Source organism: Paenibacillus sp. YAE3, from assembly GCF_057546105.1.
Window position 1 is genome coordinate 355,683 of record NZ_BAAIYF010000005.1, and the last position, 14,482, is coordinate 370,164.

At 53.2% G+C, this 14,482-nt stretch carries 18 protein-coding genes and 1 pseudogene; 4 read left to right on the forward strand and 15 right to left on the reverse strand.

Annotation, left to right across the window (positions count from 1 at the left end):
• Positions 1 to 53 precede the first annotated feature (53 nt).
• On the reverse strand, positions 54 to 512 hold the full coding sequence (locus AC27KL_RS12470) for a RidA family protein (protein ID WP_487169882.1): 459 nt from the start codon (positions 510 to 512) through the stop codon (positions 54 to 56).
• Positions 513 to 732: 220 nt separating this feature from the next.
• Between AC27KL_RS12470 and AC27KL_RS12475 the strand changes: the two genes are divergently transcribed.
• Positions 733 to 2,238 (forward strand): ATP-binding protein, encoded by a 1,506-nt coding sequence (locus tag AC27KL_RS12475; protein WP_487169883.1) that lies wholly within the window; start codon positions 733 to 735, stop codon positions 2,236 to 2,238.
• A gap of 79 nt (positions 2,239 to 2,317) precedes the next feature.
• Here the strand turns inward: AC27KL_RS12475 and lepB are convergent, their stop codons facing one another.
• The 4 genes from lepB to AC27KL_RS12495 form a co-directional block, all read right to left on the reverse strand.
• The gene (gene lepB / locus AC27KL_RS12480) at positions 2,318 to 2,989 is read right to left on the reverse strand and encodes a signal peptidase I (protein ID WP_487169884.1); all 672 of its coding nucleotides are present in this window, start codon (positions 2,987 to 2,989) and stop codon (positions 2,318 to 2,320) included.
• Between the two features lie 51 nt (positions 2,990 to 3,040).
• Positions 3,041 to 3,316, reverse strand: coding sequence for a hypothetical protein (locus AC27KL_RS12485; protein ID WP_487169885.1), 276 nt, complete (start codon positions 3,314 to 3,316; stop codon positions 3,041 to 3,043).
• Positions 3,317 to 3,378: 62 nt separating this feature from the next.
• Positions 3,379 to 3,900: a GNAT family N-acetyltransferase gene (locus AC27KL_RS12490; RefSeq protein ID WP_487169886.1), complete on the reverse strand. Its 522-nt coding sequence runs from the start codon at positions 3,898 to 3,900 to the stop codon at positions 3,379 to 3,381.
• A 92-nt stretch (positions 3,901 to 3,992) separates the two neighbouring features.
• Positions 3,993 to 4,502, reverse strand: coding sequence for a nucleotidyltransferase domain-containing protein (locus AC27KL_RS12495; RefSeq protein WP_487169887.1), 510 nt, complete (start codon positions 4,500 to 4,502; stop codon positions 3,993 to 3,995).
• 316 nt (positions 4,503 to 4,818) lie between these two features.
• On the opposite strand from AC27KL_RS12495, the pseudogene AC27KL_RS12500 reads away from it, so the two are divergent.
• Positions 4,819 to 4,908: pseudogene (locus AC27KL_RS12500) on the forward strand (TetR family transcriptional regulator); the annotation flags it as partial.
• Between the two features lie 102 nt (positions 4,909 to 5,010).
• Positions 5,011 to 5,337 carry a hypothetical protein gene (locus AC27KL_RS12505; RefSeq protein WP_487169888.1) on the forward strand — a complete coding sequence of 109 codons (327 nt, stop codon included), beginning with the start codon at positions 5,011 to 5,013 and terminating at the stop codon, positions 5,335 to 5,337.
• Positions 5,338 to 5,382: 45 nt separating this feature from the next.
• Here AC27KL_RS12505 and AC27KL_RS12510 read toward each other — a convergent pair whose 3' ends face one another.
• The 5 genes from AC27KL_RS12510 to AC27KL_RS12530 form a co-directional block, all read right to left on the reverse strand.
• Positions 5,383 to 5,736, reverse strand: a complete 354-nt coding sequence (locus AC27KL_RS12510) for a YrdB family protein (protein ID WP_487169889.1) — start codon at positions 5,734 to 5,736, stop codon at positions 5,383 to 5,385.
• A gap of 53 nt (positions 5,737 to 5,789) precedes the next feature.
• Entirely contained in the window at positions 5,790 to 5,945 is a 156-nt protein-coding gene (locus AC27KL_RS12515; RefSeq protein WP_487169890.1) for a hypothetical protein, read from the reverse strand.
• Positions 5,946 to 6,034: 89 nt separating this feature from the next.
• Positions 6,035 to 6,160, reverse strand: coding sequence for a hypothetical protein (locus AC27KL_RS12520; protein WP_487169891.1), 126 nt, complete (start codon positions 6,158 to 6,160; stop codon positions 6,035 to 6,037).
• Positions 6,161 to 6,304: 144 nt separating this feature from the next.
• Positions 6,305 to 7,309: a serine hydrolase domain-containing protein gene (locus AC27KL_RS12525; protein WP_487169892.1), complete on the reverse strand. Its 1,005-nt coding sequence runs from the start codon at positions 7,307 to 7,309 to the stop codon at positions 6,305 to 6,307.
• A gap of 91 nt (positions 7,310 to 7,400) precedes the next feature.
• Complete coding sequence (locus AC27KL_RS12530; RefSeq protein WP_487169893.1) at positions 7,401 to 7,952, reverse strand: GNAT family N-acetyltransferase; 552 nt, start codon at positions 7,950 to 7,952, stop codon at positions 7,401 to 7,403.
• Positions 7,953 to 8,066: 114 nt separating this feature from the next.
• Between AC27KL_RS12530 and AC27KL_RS12535 the strand changes: the two genes are divergently transcribed.
• The gene (locus tag AC27KL_RS12535; protein WP_487169894.1) at positions 8,067 to 9,098 is read left to right on the forward strand and encodes an FUSC family protein; all 1,032 of its coding nucleotides are present in this window, start codon (positions 8,067 to 8,069) and stop codon (positions 9,096 to 9,098) included.
• Here the strand turns inward: AC27KL_RS12535 and AC27KL_RS12540 are convergent.
• Genes AC27KL_RS12540 through AC27KL_RS12560 form a run of 5 tightly spaced genes read right to left on the reverse strand, consistent with a single transcriptional unit; the run spans position 9,056 to position 14,395 of the window.
• A complete protein-coding gene (locus AC27KL_RS12540; protein WP_487169895.1) occupies positions 9,056 to 9,691 on the reverse strand; it encodes a nucleotidyltransferase family protein in 636 nt (211 codons plus the stop codon). The two genes, AC27KL_RS12535 and AC27KL_RS12540, sit on opposite strands and share 43 nt — an antisense overlap.
• Positions 9,688 to 10,725 (reverse strand): XdhC family protein, encoded by a 1,038-nt coding sequence (locus AC27KL_RS12545; protein ID WP_487169896.1) that lies wholly within the window; start codon positions 10,723 to 10,725, stop codon positions 9,688 to 9,690. The genes AC27KL_RS12540 and AC27KL_RS12545 overlap by 4 nt, the downstream gene beginning before the upstream one ends.
• Positions 10,691 to 11,233 carry a (2Fe-2S)-binding protein gene (locus AC27KL_RS12550; protein WP_487169942.1) on the reverse strand — a complete coding sequence of 181 codons (543 nt, stop codon included), beginning with the start codon at positions 11,231 to 11,233 and terminating at the stop codon, positions 10,691 to 10,693. Before AC27KL_RS12550 ends, AC27KL_RS12545 begins: the two co-directional genes overlap by 35 nt.
• Before the next feature lie 14 nt (positions 11,234 to 11,247).
• The gene (locus AC27KL_RS12555) at positions 11,248 to 12,081 is read right to left on the reverse strand and encodes an FAD binding domain-containing protein (RefSeq protein ID WP_487169897.1); all 834 of its coding nucleotides are present in this window, start codon (positions 12,079 to 12,081) and stop codon (positions 11,248 to 11,250) included.
• Entirely contained in the window at positions 12,068 to 14,395 is a 2,328-nt protein-coding gene (locus AC27KL_RS12560) for a xanthine dehydrogenase family protein molybdopterin-binding subunit (protein WP_487169898.1), read from the reverse strand. Before AC27KL_RS12560 ends, AC27KL_RS12555 begins: the two co-directional genes overlap by 14 nt.
• Positions 14,396 to 14,482: the final 87 nt, after the last annotated feature.

Below are 14,482 nucleotides of genomic sequence, written 5' to 3' on the forward strand. Positions count from 1 at the left end.
CAAGACTTTCGGTCTTCCGGCTGCCGTTTGATTCGATGGCCCTTTTTTTGTCTCTATTCCTCGACTTCAAAGATCGAGTCGATAATGATCGGTAAATTATCCCTTACCGACACCGCTCCGAAGACGGAGCGCGCATGTTTCCCTATATCGCCAAACACGTCGATCATCAGGTCTGAACAGCCGTTCAGCACGAGATGATGCTCCTCGAAATGAGGCTCCGCGTTGACGAAACCCTGTATTTTGACCACCCGCTTCACTTTATCCAGCGTTCCAAGCGCCGATTGGACGACGGCCAGAATTTCCAGCCCCGTGCTCCGGGCGAACCGGTAACCTTCCTCGGTGGAAAAATCGCTCCCCAGCTTTCCTTTCGGATTCCCGGACGGGCCTTTTCCCGAAACGAACAAAAGCCCGCTCTGCAGGATAAAATTGACGTATTTGGCCGCCGGCTGGCCTGCCTCAGGCAGAACGATGCCAAGCGAAGCAAGCCTCGACTCCATGCTTTCAAAAGCCATCTCTTTTCCACTCCGTTTCAAAAGATTGATGTTTTGCTAGATTCGACAATTAGCGAGAAAACCCTTTGCTTTAGAGGTTAAAATGGATCTCCACCCAGCTTTTTGCGTATGATTTGATGCGATAAAGGAACTATTTTAACCTGTTATGTCCAGCAATTTTTTCAATTCCGAACAAGTTTTGAATCTTCCATTGAAGACCGTTCGGGATCATGCTTATAATATGGTTACAATCCGACAAAAAACTGGAAAAAAAGAGAGGAGATTTGTAGTGCTACGTGATCATGTCCAAAATGATGATCCCATCTTTCGGCACGCTGCTCTTGGAATGGCTCTCATATCGCTTCACGGAACCTTCATCATGATCAATCCCGCGTTATGCGATCTATTGGGACATCCGCAGCACGACATCGATTCCACAGCTCCCCTGGACCATACCTACAAAGATCTTTTGGCTGACATCCGACGCTTCGGCGAAGCGCTTACAAACGAACGGAACATTTCAGGCCGGTTCGAGCGCCCGCTCGACCAAGTCTCCGGCCAGCGGTTAACGGTCACCATCCATGTCTCGCTCATCCGCGACAAGGATGCGCTTCCGCTCCACTATTTGGTCCAGTTTGAAAACCGCACCCCGCTGCTTGAAATCGAAGAGAAACTGAAAGCCACGGAATTCGCGCTGACGGATATCCACAATTCTTACTACGAACTGCTGGAAAAAATGCCGCTTGCCGTTTTGATCACCAAAAAAGGGATCATTCAATACGCCAATCCCGCCGCCCTCCGGCTGGTGCACGCCCAAGACCGAAGCGAAGCGCTCGGCTTATCGACCAACATGGTCGTCGATGCGACCTATCACACGGCGCTTGAAGAACGGCGGAAGATCTATGATGTCAAAAAAGCGCTAAACCCCATTGTTTATCTCATCAACTGCATGGATGGGCGTCAAAAATACGTGGAAGGGTTCACGCTTATCATCAATTATGAAGGGGAACATGCCGCCGTCAACGTATTTAAGGACATCACGGATCAAAAACAGCGGGAAGAATATATGATGCAGTCCGAAAAATTGACGATGGCCGGGCAGTTGGCCGCGGGCATCGCCCATGAAATCCGGAACCCGCTGACGTCGATCAACGGCTTCATGAAGCTGATCCGATCCTCCAAGCGCAGCCCCGAAACGTATTATGAGATTATCGAGTCGGAACTGAAGCGGATCGAACTGATCGTCAACGAGCTGCTCGTTTTGTCCAAACCTCAAGGGAAACATGTCAGCAAGCCGATCAACGTCCTGCCGATGTTGGAGCAAGTGATTACGTTAATGAATGTTCAGGCGGCGTTAAAAAACATTGAAATCACGCTTGAGCGCGCCGATGTACCGCAGTGGATCGTCGGGGAGACCAATCAGCTCAAACAGGTGTTCATCAATTTGCTCAAAAACGGCATGGATGCCATGGACTCCAGCGGAACCATTCGGGTGTCCGTCGATTCCACGGAGCAAGAGGTGTGGATCCGCGTCCAGGATGAGGGCAGCGGCATGACGCCGGAGCAGGTTCAGAAGCTCGGACAGCCTTTTTTTACCACGAAGGACACGGGAACGGGACTCGGTTTTATGATTACGCAAAACATTATACATAACCACGGCGGCTCCATTCAGATCGAAAGCGAACCCGGACAAGGGACGGCCTTCACGGTGAAGCTGCCAAAAACGATGACACCGGAATATACATAGTTTGCAATACGATCAGGATAAGCAGCCCTTGCTGAAATAAGGACTGCTTTTTCGTTATGTCAAAAGTCAGGCACGAAGTTTATTTTGCCGGCGGATCAGCCGGGTACCCAAGCACCTTCCCTTGGATCGAACCGATCGGCAAAGGGCCGAAATGCCGGCTGTCGAAGCTTCGAAACCAATCGTCGCCAATCACGAATACATGCCCATCCGGAAGGCGCAAGGCGTCCAGCCGATTCGATGCCAGATCCTTGATCGCATGTTCGAGATTAAGCCTCATTGGATCATCCGGATTCTGTTCCAGCGCCTTTTTCAGCCCTTCCATATCGGAGCCCAGCCGGTGGGCCCTTCCGTAAAAGGATTCGAGCCTGCGGTGATCGACGTAAATTTGCCCCGATTTGATTTCGACCGTTTCTCCCGGCAGGGCCACGATTCGCGAAATGCTCCATGTTTCAAGCGTAACCCGCGGGTATGTTTTATGGTCGAATTCCGGATTTTGAAAGTATACGATTTCTCCCCTTTTGAAAGGATGCTGCTCGTAATAATTCGGATCGATGACGGTTCGTCCCTCTAAATCATGGTCGCCGCGGTCCATGTTGTCATAACGATGATCATAGATGATAAATCCGTCCTTCATCTCAACCACGGGAATATCGGGAACGGCGGCTTCGTCCTTGAGGGGCGGGCCTTCCTCGTCTTGACATCCTGCGAGCAGCAGGATGAACAGCCCGGCATATCGTATCGCTCTTTTCATGGGTCACCTCGCCCGTAAGTTCGGATCAAACCAGTTTGACGCCCGCTTGGTTTACGGCCCCGTTCCGGCCGATGAAACGCTCCAGCCCAACGCGGATTTTTTGACGTATACGAAAGGTTTGGATGACGCATCCACGAGGTAAAGATCGCCGTATCGGGCATCGTTTTTGATGTTTCCCTCTTGGATCGGCTCCAAACAGGCCATCATGGGATGAAACGATAACAGCAAATGCTTGCGGACGGCGAGTTCGGGCGAAGGGGACGGGAAAAAGACAACGTAGAGCAGGGCAACCGCGATGATCGCGATCCACCATTTCTTTTTCTTCATGATGGGGTGGGCCTCCTTTTCATATTTTGATACACGCATATCCATGCAAATATTGTAAGCGATCATAAAAACACCTCGGGATACACGAGCTCTCCCTGGATCCGGCCGAGCGCGCCCTCCTGCAGCTCACAAACCATAAAGACGTCATCGGGAACGTCGAACTGTTTTAATTCGAGGCCATAGGGGCGAGCCGGCTTAAACCCGAATTTCGGATAATACGCCGGATGGCCGATTAACAGCACAAGCTCATACCCCAGCTTCCGGGAGCGCTCCACACCTTCCTGGATCAAAAGCCCGCCGATACCTTGTTTCTGATGTTTCGGGTCGACGGCGAGCGGAGCCAGCGCAATCACGCCGGTCTGTTGGTCCCCGTCAACAACCTTCGCCTTGCTTAACAAAATATGGCCGACGATCACACCGTTTTGCTCGGCCACGAGCGACAGTTCTGGGATAAACCCTTCGGACTGCCTGATTCTTTTTACTAATTCGGATTCGTCTTCGCGGTTGCCGAAAGCTTGAAACAACACCTTCGCGACTTGCTCGGCATCCGCTTGCGTTTCCGTTCGAACGGTTACGGTTGGCATCGCTGTGTTTCTCCTTCTCTTTTTGCGCGCTATCATTTCAGAAAATAAAACGGCCCGGCCTGGATCCATCTCCCTCCGACCGGGTCTCGTTGTCACTTCATGCTGCCAATCAACTCGCGCAGCACCTTTTTGCTTTCCTCATCCTTCGGGCGCGGCATTCTGCCGATCTCCCGATACACTTCTTTTTCTTCGAGAAGCTGACGGGGGTTAAGGACGCGTGCCGAGATGCCGTAAAGGCTGAACGTCTCGGTCTGCAGCGCATCCGTCCTCCATACCCATTCGGGGAGTCCGTTCAAGATGATATGGCCGTCCTCCGTATAGGTCACGTAACAAATCTGGATATCGGTTTCATTTTTCCGAAAATCCGTCTGTCTCCCGCTGATCGGGAATTTCTCATAACCGGCATCGGCAAGCTTCTGCTCCAGCAGATCCCGGCATTCAACGAAAGCCACAAGATCAAGATCCTCATGGGGACGCGTAACGCTGCCGAGCAAAAAGTCGATGGCCCAACCTCCGCGAAGCCAAAACGGCCGGTCCAAAGCACAAAAGATGGCGGCGATTTCGCGCAAAGTTTCCAGCTGGGCTTTCGATTTATCGTCCATTTTCCCGTTTGGGTCAAAAGCCGAACCGCTATGTTCATGTTTTATCGGCAGGAGGACCGCCCCTTTCATACATCAGTATTTTGCAAAATTCGATTCCGGCCGCTCCCGGGTACAATATATATATGAACTAAACCTTTTCGCTCAATATATTGCTGATTGAAAGTCGTGCCTTGGATTTTCGCAAATTCCTTACATAACATTATACTTGGATTACACTGGGTGATAAAGACACTTTCACAAGATGCTTCCATGCGGGTCACTGTTCAAGTATGCTACCTGAACATCCAAACGGGAACGCGGTTATCTCTTTTCCGAAAAAGGCTACCATGGAACCAACACCAAAGAAATTGCCGCCGCGGCAGGCGTTTCCGCCGGGAGCTTTTATTCGTATTACAAGGATAAACGTGCTGTATTCCTGGATTCACTCTCCATCTACTTCAACACGCTCCTGGAACGGATCGAAGCATATCTTGCCGGAATCAATTTCAGTACCATCAACAAGCACGAAATGATTCGCGAGGTCATCGACAGCCTGATTTACTCCCATCAAGTTTTTACCGGGTTTCACAAAGAACTGCAGGTGATGTATCATTCCGATTCGGAAGTTCAGTTACTTATGGACGAGCAGTTCGACCTGGGCCGCCGTAAAACGCTGGAATATCTTCTGATGAACTCTGAGGAATTAAAGGTAGACAACGTCGAGGCAGCGTCCATCGTTATGTTTGAAGCCATCAACAGCGTTGTCGACATGCTCGTGTTCTCACCGCAAAAAGTCGACGACGATCTCATAAAAAACGAACTTGCAAAAATGCTCGTCAATTATTTATATCATTGAACATTCCCCTAAATAGAAAACGCAGCCTTTAAGGCCGCGTTTTTTTCAGCATTTTGGAATCAAAACTCCTGCATGTTCCATTTCAAAACAATAAAACGGTTGATGACCGCAAATGCGGCAAAAATGACCGCAAAAACAGTAAAACCCGATTGGATGAGACAAAGTACCGCCGCCGCGAACAAAACCGCCTCCATGAAGCACCGCAAACAGCGGAACACGGCCCGAAGCTTTTGGTGAAATAAACAGCCCCCATACGATCGCGGCCGCGACAGGCAGTCCAAGGCCGACCACAAACTGCAGGAAGAAGCTCCCCTTCAAATGGAATCCCCAATAACCTAAAGAAAAAAGGAGGATAAGCTCTAACACAAACCGTACGATGAGAGTGACCGCTTTGAACATGGATAACCGCCTCTTTTCGATAAAGATGAAATCCGCTCCCCCGACAGTACCCGTCAAAAAAGATCGCTAACGATCGGAATCCCTTCCTCCAGACGTCTGCGGCTTTCAAGCAAATATGCGGCCGTCCAGTCATCCAATTTCGTCCTATCGAAGCTGCGGTGCATGCCGACGCAAACGATAAACTCGCGCAGCCGCAGAAACCGTTCCATTTGCTTGAGCGATGCAAGGTCCTGCGAATGATGCTTTTCATAACCTTGTAATGTGGGTGAACCTGAGAATATATGAAGTTCCGCTTCGCTCAATATTCGTAAATAAAGTTTTGAAATCCGCCAATATATGTAACTTCCCCCAGAGCCGCATCAAAAAACGATGCACCGTCCGTTAGCAGTCGATCGTTCATCAGCGCCCTGAGTTCTTTCTCCACTCTTTTCAGCTCCTGTCGGTTGCCATGGGTCAGCTTGTCTTATCCTGGACAGGGTCAGCCTCGCCTCATATTAGACGGAGCACGCCCCTTCATACTCCCGAAAAATTGCGGTAAATCAATAATCGGACTATCTCCCATCATCGTTCATGATCTTACAATGGATAACGCCGCCTCATGCAAAATCGGCCGCAGATGCCTCAATTCGTTATGCTCCCTGCCCAAGTGCACCCCGTTCGTCAAAAATACGACGGTCATCTCGTCAACCGGATTGATCCACATGCTCGTCCCGGTAAATCCCGTATGCCCAAAGCTGCCTTCCGGCCAATTCGGGCCGCATGACAGCCCTTCATCCGAGGCGCCCTGTACCTGCCATCCCAGCCCGCGTCCCTGAAAAACAGACTTCAAGCATGCATCCACCGTCTCCTTGGAAAGCAGCGAATAACGTTCAGGGTAAAGCCATATTTTCGCATACCGGGCCAAATCCTCCGCCGTCGAAAACAAGCCCGCGCTGCCAGCGACGCCCCCGAGGCGGTAGCAGGTTTCGTCATGCACTTCCCCGAGGATGTATTTTTGGCCGTCCCACTCGGTTGGGGCGATCCGTCCCTGTAAGGTTTGCGGCGGGTTAAAATAACTGTCTTTCATGCCAAACGGCTCAAAAACATGCTCCCTGGCCCATTCGTCCAGCGGCTGCTGCGTCAACCGGGAAACGATCCAGCCGATCAAAATCATGCCGATATCGCTGTAGTTCACGCGCTCGCCGGGGCGGGATTCAAGCTCCAGCTCGAAAATTTGCCGGATGTCCAATGGTTTGTAACGATCTTTGAAATCCGGAACGCCGGAAGGCAATCCCGAAACGTGTTTTAGACAGTGCTCGATGGTCACATCCGGATGGCGAAACTCCGGGATATACATTTGGATCGGGTCCTGAAGCGAAACCCGCCCCGACTGGACCAGCGTCATGATCGCCGGCAGCGTCGCCACCACCTTCGTTAGCGAAGCCACGTCAAAAATCGTATCCCGCGAGGCTGTTCCGTAAGCGGCTTGCCACCTAAGCTTGTCTTTGACCTGAATGTCAATGACCGCGCCGGGTATTTTGTTCTCCGCCACCCAGCCTTCGATTAATTGATGCACGTTCTCGATTCCTTTCATATCGCCACCGTCTTCCATTCGAGATTCGAATCTTTTTGATCATGTCCATAAGCCGCGCATTCGGGGTATTCAGAACCCCTCTTACATATCATTAGGAACGCGCCCGAAATTCCTCTTCCAAAAGCGCCATCAAAATCATGTCATGAAACCGGCCATCAAAATAAAGCGCATCCCGTTTCACGCCTTCCCGGCTAAAACCCAGCTTCTCATACACATGAACGGCCCTGGGATTAAACGCATACACTCCGAGCTCGATCCGGTGCAGGTTCAAATCTTCAAAACCGTGCCTGAGCATCAACCGCATCGCTTCCGAACCGTACCCTCGATCGCTGTGCCGCCCGGAAACCATGATGCGTATGTTGGCGCAGCGATTGACCGGATCGATTTCGTTCAGAACGACCTCCCCGATCAATTCATCCGTTTCCTTTAAGGCGATCATCAAATCGACGCGATCCTCATGAACGCGGCCGATCTTTTGCAGCCATGCCGACGTGGATTCCTTGGTGAAACGCTCCTGCGTTCCGGTCAACCTCATCGCCTCAGGCTCCTGCAAAAGCCCGAAGTAAGCATCCAATTCGTTTTCCCGTACGGGTCGAAGCAGGATCCGGTCCCCAGTCAATCGCGTTTCAAGCAGCCCTTCCATCCCTTATCCCCTCTCAGCTTGCAAAATGTACTTCAAAATAACGATGCCGGCGAATGATCGGCTTCCATCTGCGGCAACAATAACCTAAACAATTATAAAACGGAGTCCAGCCTAGTGAAAAGCAATTTAACGGATATCATTAAAAATAATGGAACGGTATGGAAAATGCCGTTAGCTGCGGCGCTGTCATGGGAAGCCGCCGAATGGGCCGGGTCCAACCATCCTTACTTGGCCCCGCTGACGGCTATCTTATGTTTTCAAATTACGGTCAGCCAATCCCTGCGATTTGCCTGGCAGCGTATCATCGGAACGATCGCCGGCGTTGCGGCGACCGCATGCATCGCGCCTTATATCGGCTTAAGCGGATGGAGCATCGGGCTATTAGTGCTGCTTGGGGCCGCCATCGTCAAGAGGCTGAACTTGGATCATGCCCTTGCGGTTCAGGTTGCCCTCAGCATTTTGCTGGTATTGTACTTTCAAAGCAAAATGCCGAGTTATCCCTTTGACCGCGTGCGCGATACCGTGGTGGGTGCCGTCGTTGCGGTTCTTATTCACGTGCTGTTGTTTCCTCCCGATTCCATTCAAACGGCCAAACAAAAAATGACGCGTTTTGCGGAGCGTTTATCCCGCCAATTTTATCAAACGGCCGAATGGGTACAACATGGCTGCCCTGCAAGTCAAGTAAAAATAGTAAACGACGAACTGCAAACCATGTTTCAGGAACTGCATCAAGCGACCGTCGAAACGGACAAGGCGAACCAAAGTTTGCGTTACAACCCGCTTGCCTCCAAAAAAAGGACCGCCATGGACGAATTGACCCGGCAAATGGACCAGCTCCGATCAAGCTTTGCCAATCTGTCGGATATGGTCCGCATTTTCAAAAAATGGGCCGAAAGCGGCCTTTTTACGGAGGAAGACCGGCGGATATGGGCGGATCACTTGAACACGTTAGGCTCGCTCGTCAACGGTTGGAGGACCATGCTCGATGATCCCAAGCAGGCGACGTTCAAACCGGCCGAGGCCGCTTTGGCGATCAAAGCGCCTTCCCAATTGGCGGACGATCAGTACCTCCTTGCTTTGTACATGAACGCGGAACAAGTCGTTCAAGATTTCCAAAAAAGCGTTTTTTTCAACAAAGACGCATAATCCATCCCGGTATCTACGTCCAAAAACAAGTCGGGGTCGTCGAATTCGACGCAAATTCCCGGCCGATCCTCGCGGATCAGGCGCCTGGCTCCGACATCGCCCTGCAGCGCAAGCAGATCCGGAAACATGCGATGGCTAAAAATGACCGGTGGTCTTGCCAGCCCATTCAGCCCTGCGGCTGCGTAAAGAATGCCGTCGTGACGCTGACGTTGATAACGATCGAGCAGTTCGTCGATCATCGCCGCCGTGATGAAAGGCTGGTCGGCCAGAAGTACCATCGCCGCTTCCGCTCCCGTCGACATGGCGGCACGTATGCCGCATCGCAGAGAGTTGGATTGCCCTAGACGGGCATCCGGGCAGCTGATCAAAGACCATCGCCGGCGGTTCCGGTCCTCGTAGAACGAGTGATCGATCCAATCCGCCCGCGTATTGCCGGAAACGACCCATACATGGTTCAAACCGGAAGCGAGTGCCGCAGCCAGCCCGTAATTTCCGAGACGCATCGGCCCCAGCGGCAAACGAAGCTTATCGGAACCCATCCGCTCGCTGCGGCCTGCTGCCAGATATACGCCGATTATACGGTTTTGTCTCATAAGCCGCTTCGGCGCTTTCTTTTTGCGTTATGAATCTGGATGATTTCCGCAAGCACGCTTACGGCAATTTCCTCCGGCCCCTCCGCCCCGATCGCGAGGCCTACGGGAGAGCGTACGTACGACGGGACAGCGGCGCCGTCAAACAATCGTTCCGTCCTTCGCTTCGGCCCCAACATGCCGAGATACCCGGGCTCAAATCGGGACAGGAGGCGGATCAGCTCCATGTCCCTTCCAAAATGATGGGTCATCACCACAACATAATCGTTTGAAGTGATGCGAAGCGCTTCGACCGTTTCCTCCGGAAATCCAACGACGAGCTCTTCCGCATCCGGAAAAAAACGCCGGTCGCATAATGCCGGCCTCCAATCGGCAACGGCCACGGAAAACCCGGCGGTTGCCGCAAACGATGCAAGCGGTCTGGCATCCCGCCCCGCACCGAAAATGATCAATCTTCGTTTGGGTGAATACATATGGACGAATATGTTCTCATTCAGGGAAGGGAACGCCTTCATTCCGCTTTTCCCCATGCTGCCGGAAGACGCCATGCGGAACAATTCCCCGGGGACATCGCCCTTCCATTCACCAAACAGCTGGCGGTCGGCAGTAAAAAAGCCGTACCCGGAAATCGACCGGTCCGGGTTGAAGGCTTTGATATGGATTACCCCGCAAGCCTGATCCAAATATCCCTTCAACGTACGCAGATGACCGGCGAAAACATCGTTGACGGGCTCCATCGCTACGTGAACGATTCCGCCGCATCCCGGCGTTTCGCCCCAGGATAAGGGATCAAAAGACTGCATGTCGAAGGCGTAGACGCGGGATTGCCCCGTCTCCAACATTTCCGGCACGCGTGCCGCCAGATCGGCTTCGATACAGCCTGCGCTCAGCATCCCGATTTGCGATCCGTCTTCAACAAACAGCATGGACGCCCCTTCTTTTCGGTAGGCGCTTCCCTCCACATGGACGACAGTGGCCAGCACGCTTCGCCGGCCGCTGCGCTCAACGGCTTCCAGGATGCGGTGTATCTCCTCCAAACCCGTCCTCCTTCCCCTCGTTGCCGGTTGCCGGTTCCCCCCCGTTTTTCGAAGCAAGGGCCGCCCTGACCGCTTCATGGATTTCTTCATATGAGGTGCATCTGCAAATATTCGATTCAAGCCATATTCGGATGGTTTCTTCATCCGCTTCCGGATGGGCATCCAGCAGCCCTTGGCCGTTCATGATAAATCCGGGCGTGCAATAACCGCATTGGAACGCTTGCTTATGAACGAAGGCTTGCTGCATAGGGGAACCGGCCAAGCCTTCGATGGTGGTGATCTGTCGTCCCTCCGCTTCGACTGCAAGCATGATGCAGGATTTGAACGGCAGGCCTTCCATGAGGATCGTGCATGCCCCGCAATCCCCATTTTCGCAGCCGGGTTTGGAACCGGTTAATCCGAGGTGGTCCCGAAGGGCATTCAGCAAAGTTTCCGCCGCCCGGACTCTCACCGTCCTTTTTTCGCTGTTAACCCGCAGTTCGATCGGATAAACACTCGGAACGTTCATGTTCATTTGCAAGCTCACCTTCCTTCCAATGAAACCAGAGCTTCTTCGATCGTTTGTTTCAGCACGAACTGCCGGTATGCAGCGGATCCTTCCGCATTCGACAGGACCGGAGCCGGCAGCTGTTGGACGGCCCGTTCCGCCTTTTCCTCGGGACGCAGCGTCGGATCGTTCAACGCCTGCTCGATTGCGGGAGACCGGAAAGGGAAAGCGCAAACGCCGCTGTACGCAGTACGAATGAATCCGTCTATCTTTAGGGCAGCCAACGTGACGAGAGGGTAAGCGACGTTCCCGATCAGACGTTTTTTGACATGATAATACGGCAAAGATACGTATTTGCGATCTGTAATGATCTGCATAAGGAACTCTCCGGGCTTCAATTGGATTTGTCCCGCGAACGCTTCGTGGATTGAAACCTCCCGCTTCCCCTCCGGTCCTCCGATGACCATTCGGCTGTCTGCCAGCAATAAAGGAAGCACGGCCTCCCGATAATGGATTTTTCCGCAAATGTTTCCTCCGAGCGTAATTTTGTTCCGCGATGTTTGGTCGGCGACGCCTTGCGACGCCGCGCTGAGCAGCGGAAACGGATTGGCCGCGGACAATGCCGATAACGTGACGCAGGAACCGATCACCAACCGGTCCTTATCGAATTCAAGTATGCCGCATTCCGGAATGGATTTTAGATCCACAACCGCTTGAGGTTGAATGGAATTTCTTCGGGCCATCGTAATGATTTCCGTTCCGCCCGAATAATACATCGGTTTTTTTCCCCGCGAATGCAGCTTCATGTATAACTCCGCAGCCTCCGTGGCGGAAGCCGGCCGGTAATAATCGAAATCAAACGGAATCATGGACCGCCCTCCAGATTCTTTCCGGCGTTAAGGGCAGCCGGTTTAATTCGACGCCGGCAGCGGCCGACAAGGCGCTCGCCAAGGCGGCAGGCATGCCGATCACGCCGTGCTCGCCGATGCCGCGCAGTCCGTAAGGCGCTTCCAAATGCGGCGTTTCGACGAAATCAACGAAATACGACGGCTGCTCCCCGTACCGAATCAGCTTATAGGTTCGAAACTGCGTATCTAATATTACGCCGCGATCGTTGAACAGAAATGTTTCCCTGCTGGCCAAACTAAGGCCCATGCTCATGCCCCCCGTCAGTTGGCCGCGCGCGAACGCCGGATTGATCACCTTGCCGGCATCGATGACCGTAGCCGCTTTGACGATCCGGTAGGTAAAGTCCCTCGTGTTGAATTCCACTTCGACCGCCTGGGCGCCGACGGTCCATTCCGGCCCGGGATTTCCCCTTCCCGTCTCCGGATCGAGCTCGGTAATTCCGCGCATCGTGTAACTTCCGCGGCCGATGACCTGGCTGCCGACGATCCGTCCGTCCGGAAGTTTGTAGCCGTGGGCAATCGCATCGATGCCGATCCCGTCGGCCGGGTTATCCTTGCAGTAGACCCTTCCCCCGCCCACTTCCAATCTGTCCCCCGGGCAATTCAAAACGGAGGAAGCCGTACGCTTCAGCTGGGCAATCGCATCGTCGGCCGCCGTCATGAGCGCGTTCCCGACCAGAAAGGTGCTTCGGCTTGCGACCGTTTTCCAAAGCTCGGGATCGGATTCGGTACGGACCTCGTTTGCGATATGAATCCTGCCCTCATCCATTTTCAGCCGTTCGGCCAGCATTTGCGTGAGCGCCGTGCGGGTTCCCTGACCGATCTCCACCGCTCCGCACAGCACGTTTACGCTGCCATCCGCGTTAAAAATGACGACGGCTCCCGCCCCCGCGTCTGCCGGCGTATTCGAATTTTTCCAGAAACAGGACACCCCTGTCGCCTGCACGAGATGGCCGTTCGATTTCACGCGGCTCCTCTCATCCCACTGGACGATGTCGTGCAGCTTGGCAATGCATTTGGGCAAATCACCCACATTGCTTCGATTGAGCAGCGTTTGCGTCGGCGTCGTATCGCCAGGCCCGATCGCGTTATGGAAACGAAACTCAAGCGGGTCCATTTGCGCTTTTTCGGCCAAGGCATCCATGGCCCTTTCCAGCGCGAAGGTCAGCTCCAAGTGCCCGAATCCCCGAAACGAAGTTGAATAAGGATGATTGGTGTACATGCATAACGAGTCGCAATGAAGGTTGTCGATGCGGTACGGGCCCGAGCAATCGGTGGCTCCGGCCCGGCTCATGATTACGCCCCGATCCGAATAGGCGCCGCCGTCGAACAAATGCAAAATGTCGGCGGCGGCGATTTTGCCGTCCCGGGTACAGCCCAGCCGAACCCTGGATTCGAGGCCGATATGAACCGGGGACGAAACCATATCCGTTTCCCTGGCATTCAGGAGTTTTACGGGTCTTCCTCCGACCGCCCTGGACGCCAAAAAGGCGAGAAACTCCAATTGAACGGCAGCTTTTCCGCCGTATGCGCCTCCGACCAAGGGGGTGTGGACCTGAACCTTTTGAAGAGGGACGTGAAAATAATGGCTGATCTGCTTTCGGATGATATAGGGAGATTGCGAAGCGGAATGAATGATGACGTTGCCGTCCGGCCGGATTTCGGCGATGCTGCACCTCGTTTCCATGGCGGCATGGTCCGACTGCGGCAAACGGACAAAAACTTCGACGGTATGGGCGCATTGCTTCCAGCCCTCCGCAATATTGCCTTTACGGATTTTGGTGCGGTTGGCGACGTTCGTGCCGGGTTCGGGATAAACCTCTTCTTCTCCATGGTAAGTTGCGAGACGTTCGTGGATAAGCGGGGCGTCTTTTTGGTAGGCTTGGCTTGGGGAATGTACGACGGGCAGAGGTTCATATTCGGCTTTAATCCGCAAAGCGGCCATTTGGGCGACATATTCCGAGTCGGCGACGACCAAAGCAACCGGCTCGCCGTAATATCTGACTTTGTCGATGGCGATCGGCGGCCGGTCTTCGAGCGGAGACCCGGTCAACACCGGAAAATGCCGCCCTGTCACTACCGCCCGTACGCCGGGAATGCTTAAGGCCTGCGAGGTATCGATCGAGATGATTTTGGCATGGGCATGGGGACTGACCGCGAGTTTCGCATACAACATCCCCGGTTTTGCGATATCGTTCACATAGCGGGCCGTTCCGGTCGCTTTTTGCCATGATTCCTTTCTCGGAACGGTTTTTCCGATTGCTGAACCGCTCATGGCTCCCCTCCTTGGACCTTGAATGGGCGTATAAATTCATTTTCCACAGCTATGTATATGGGAAACGAGTGGCCGATATATCTAAAT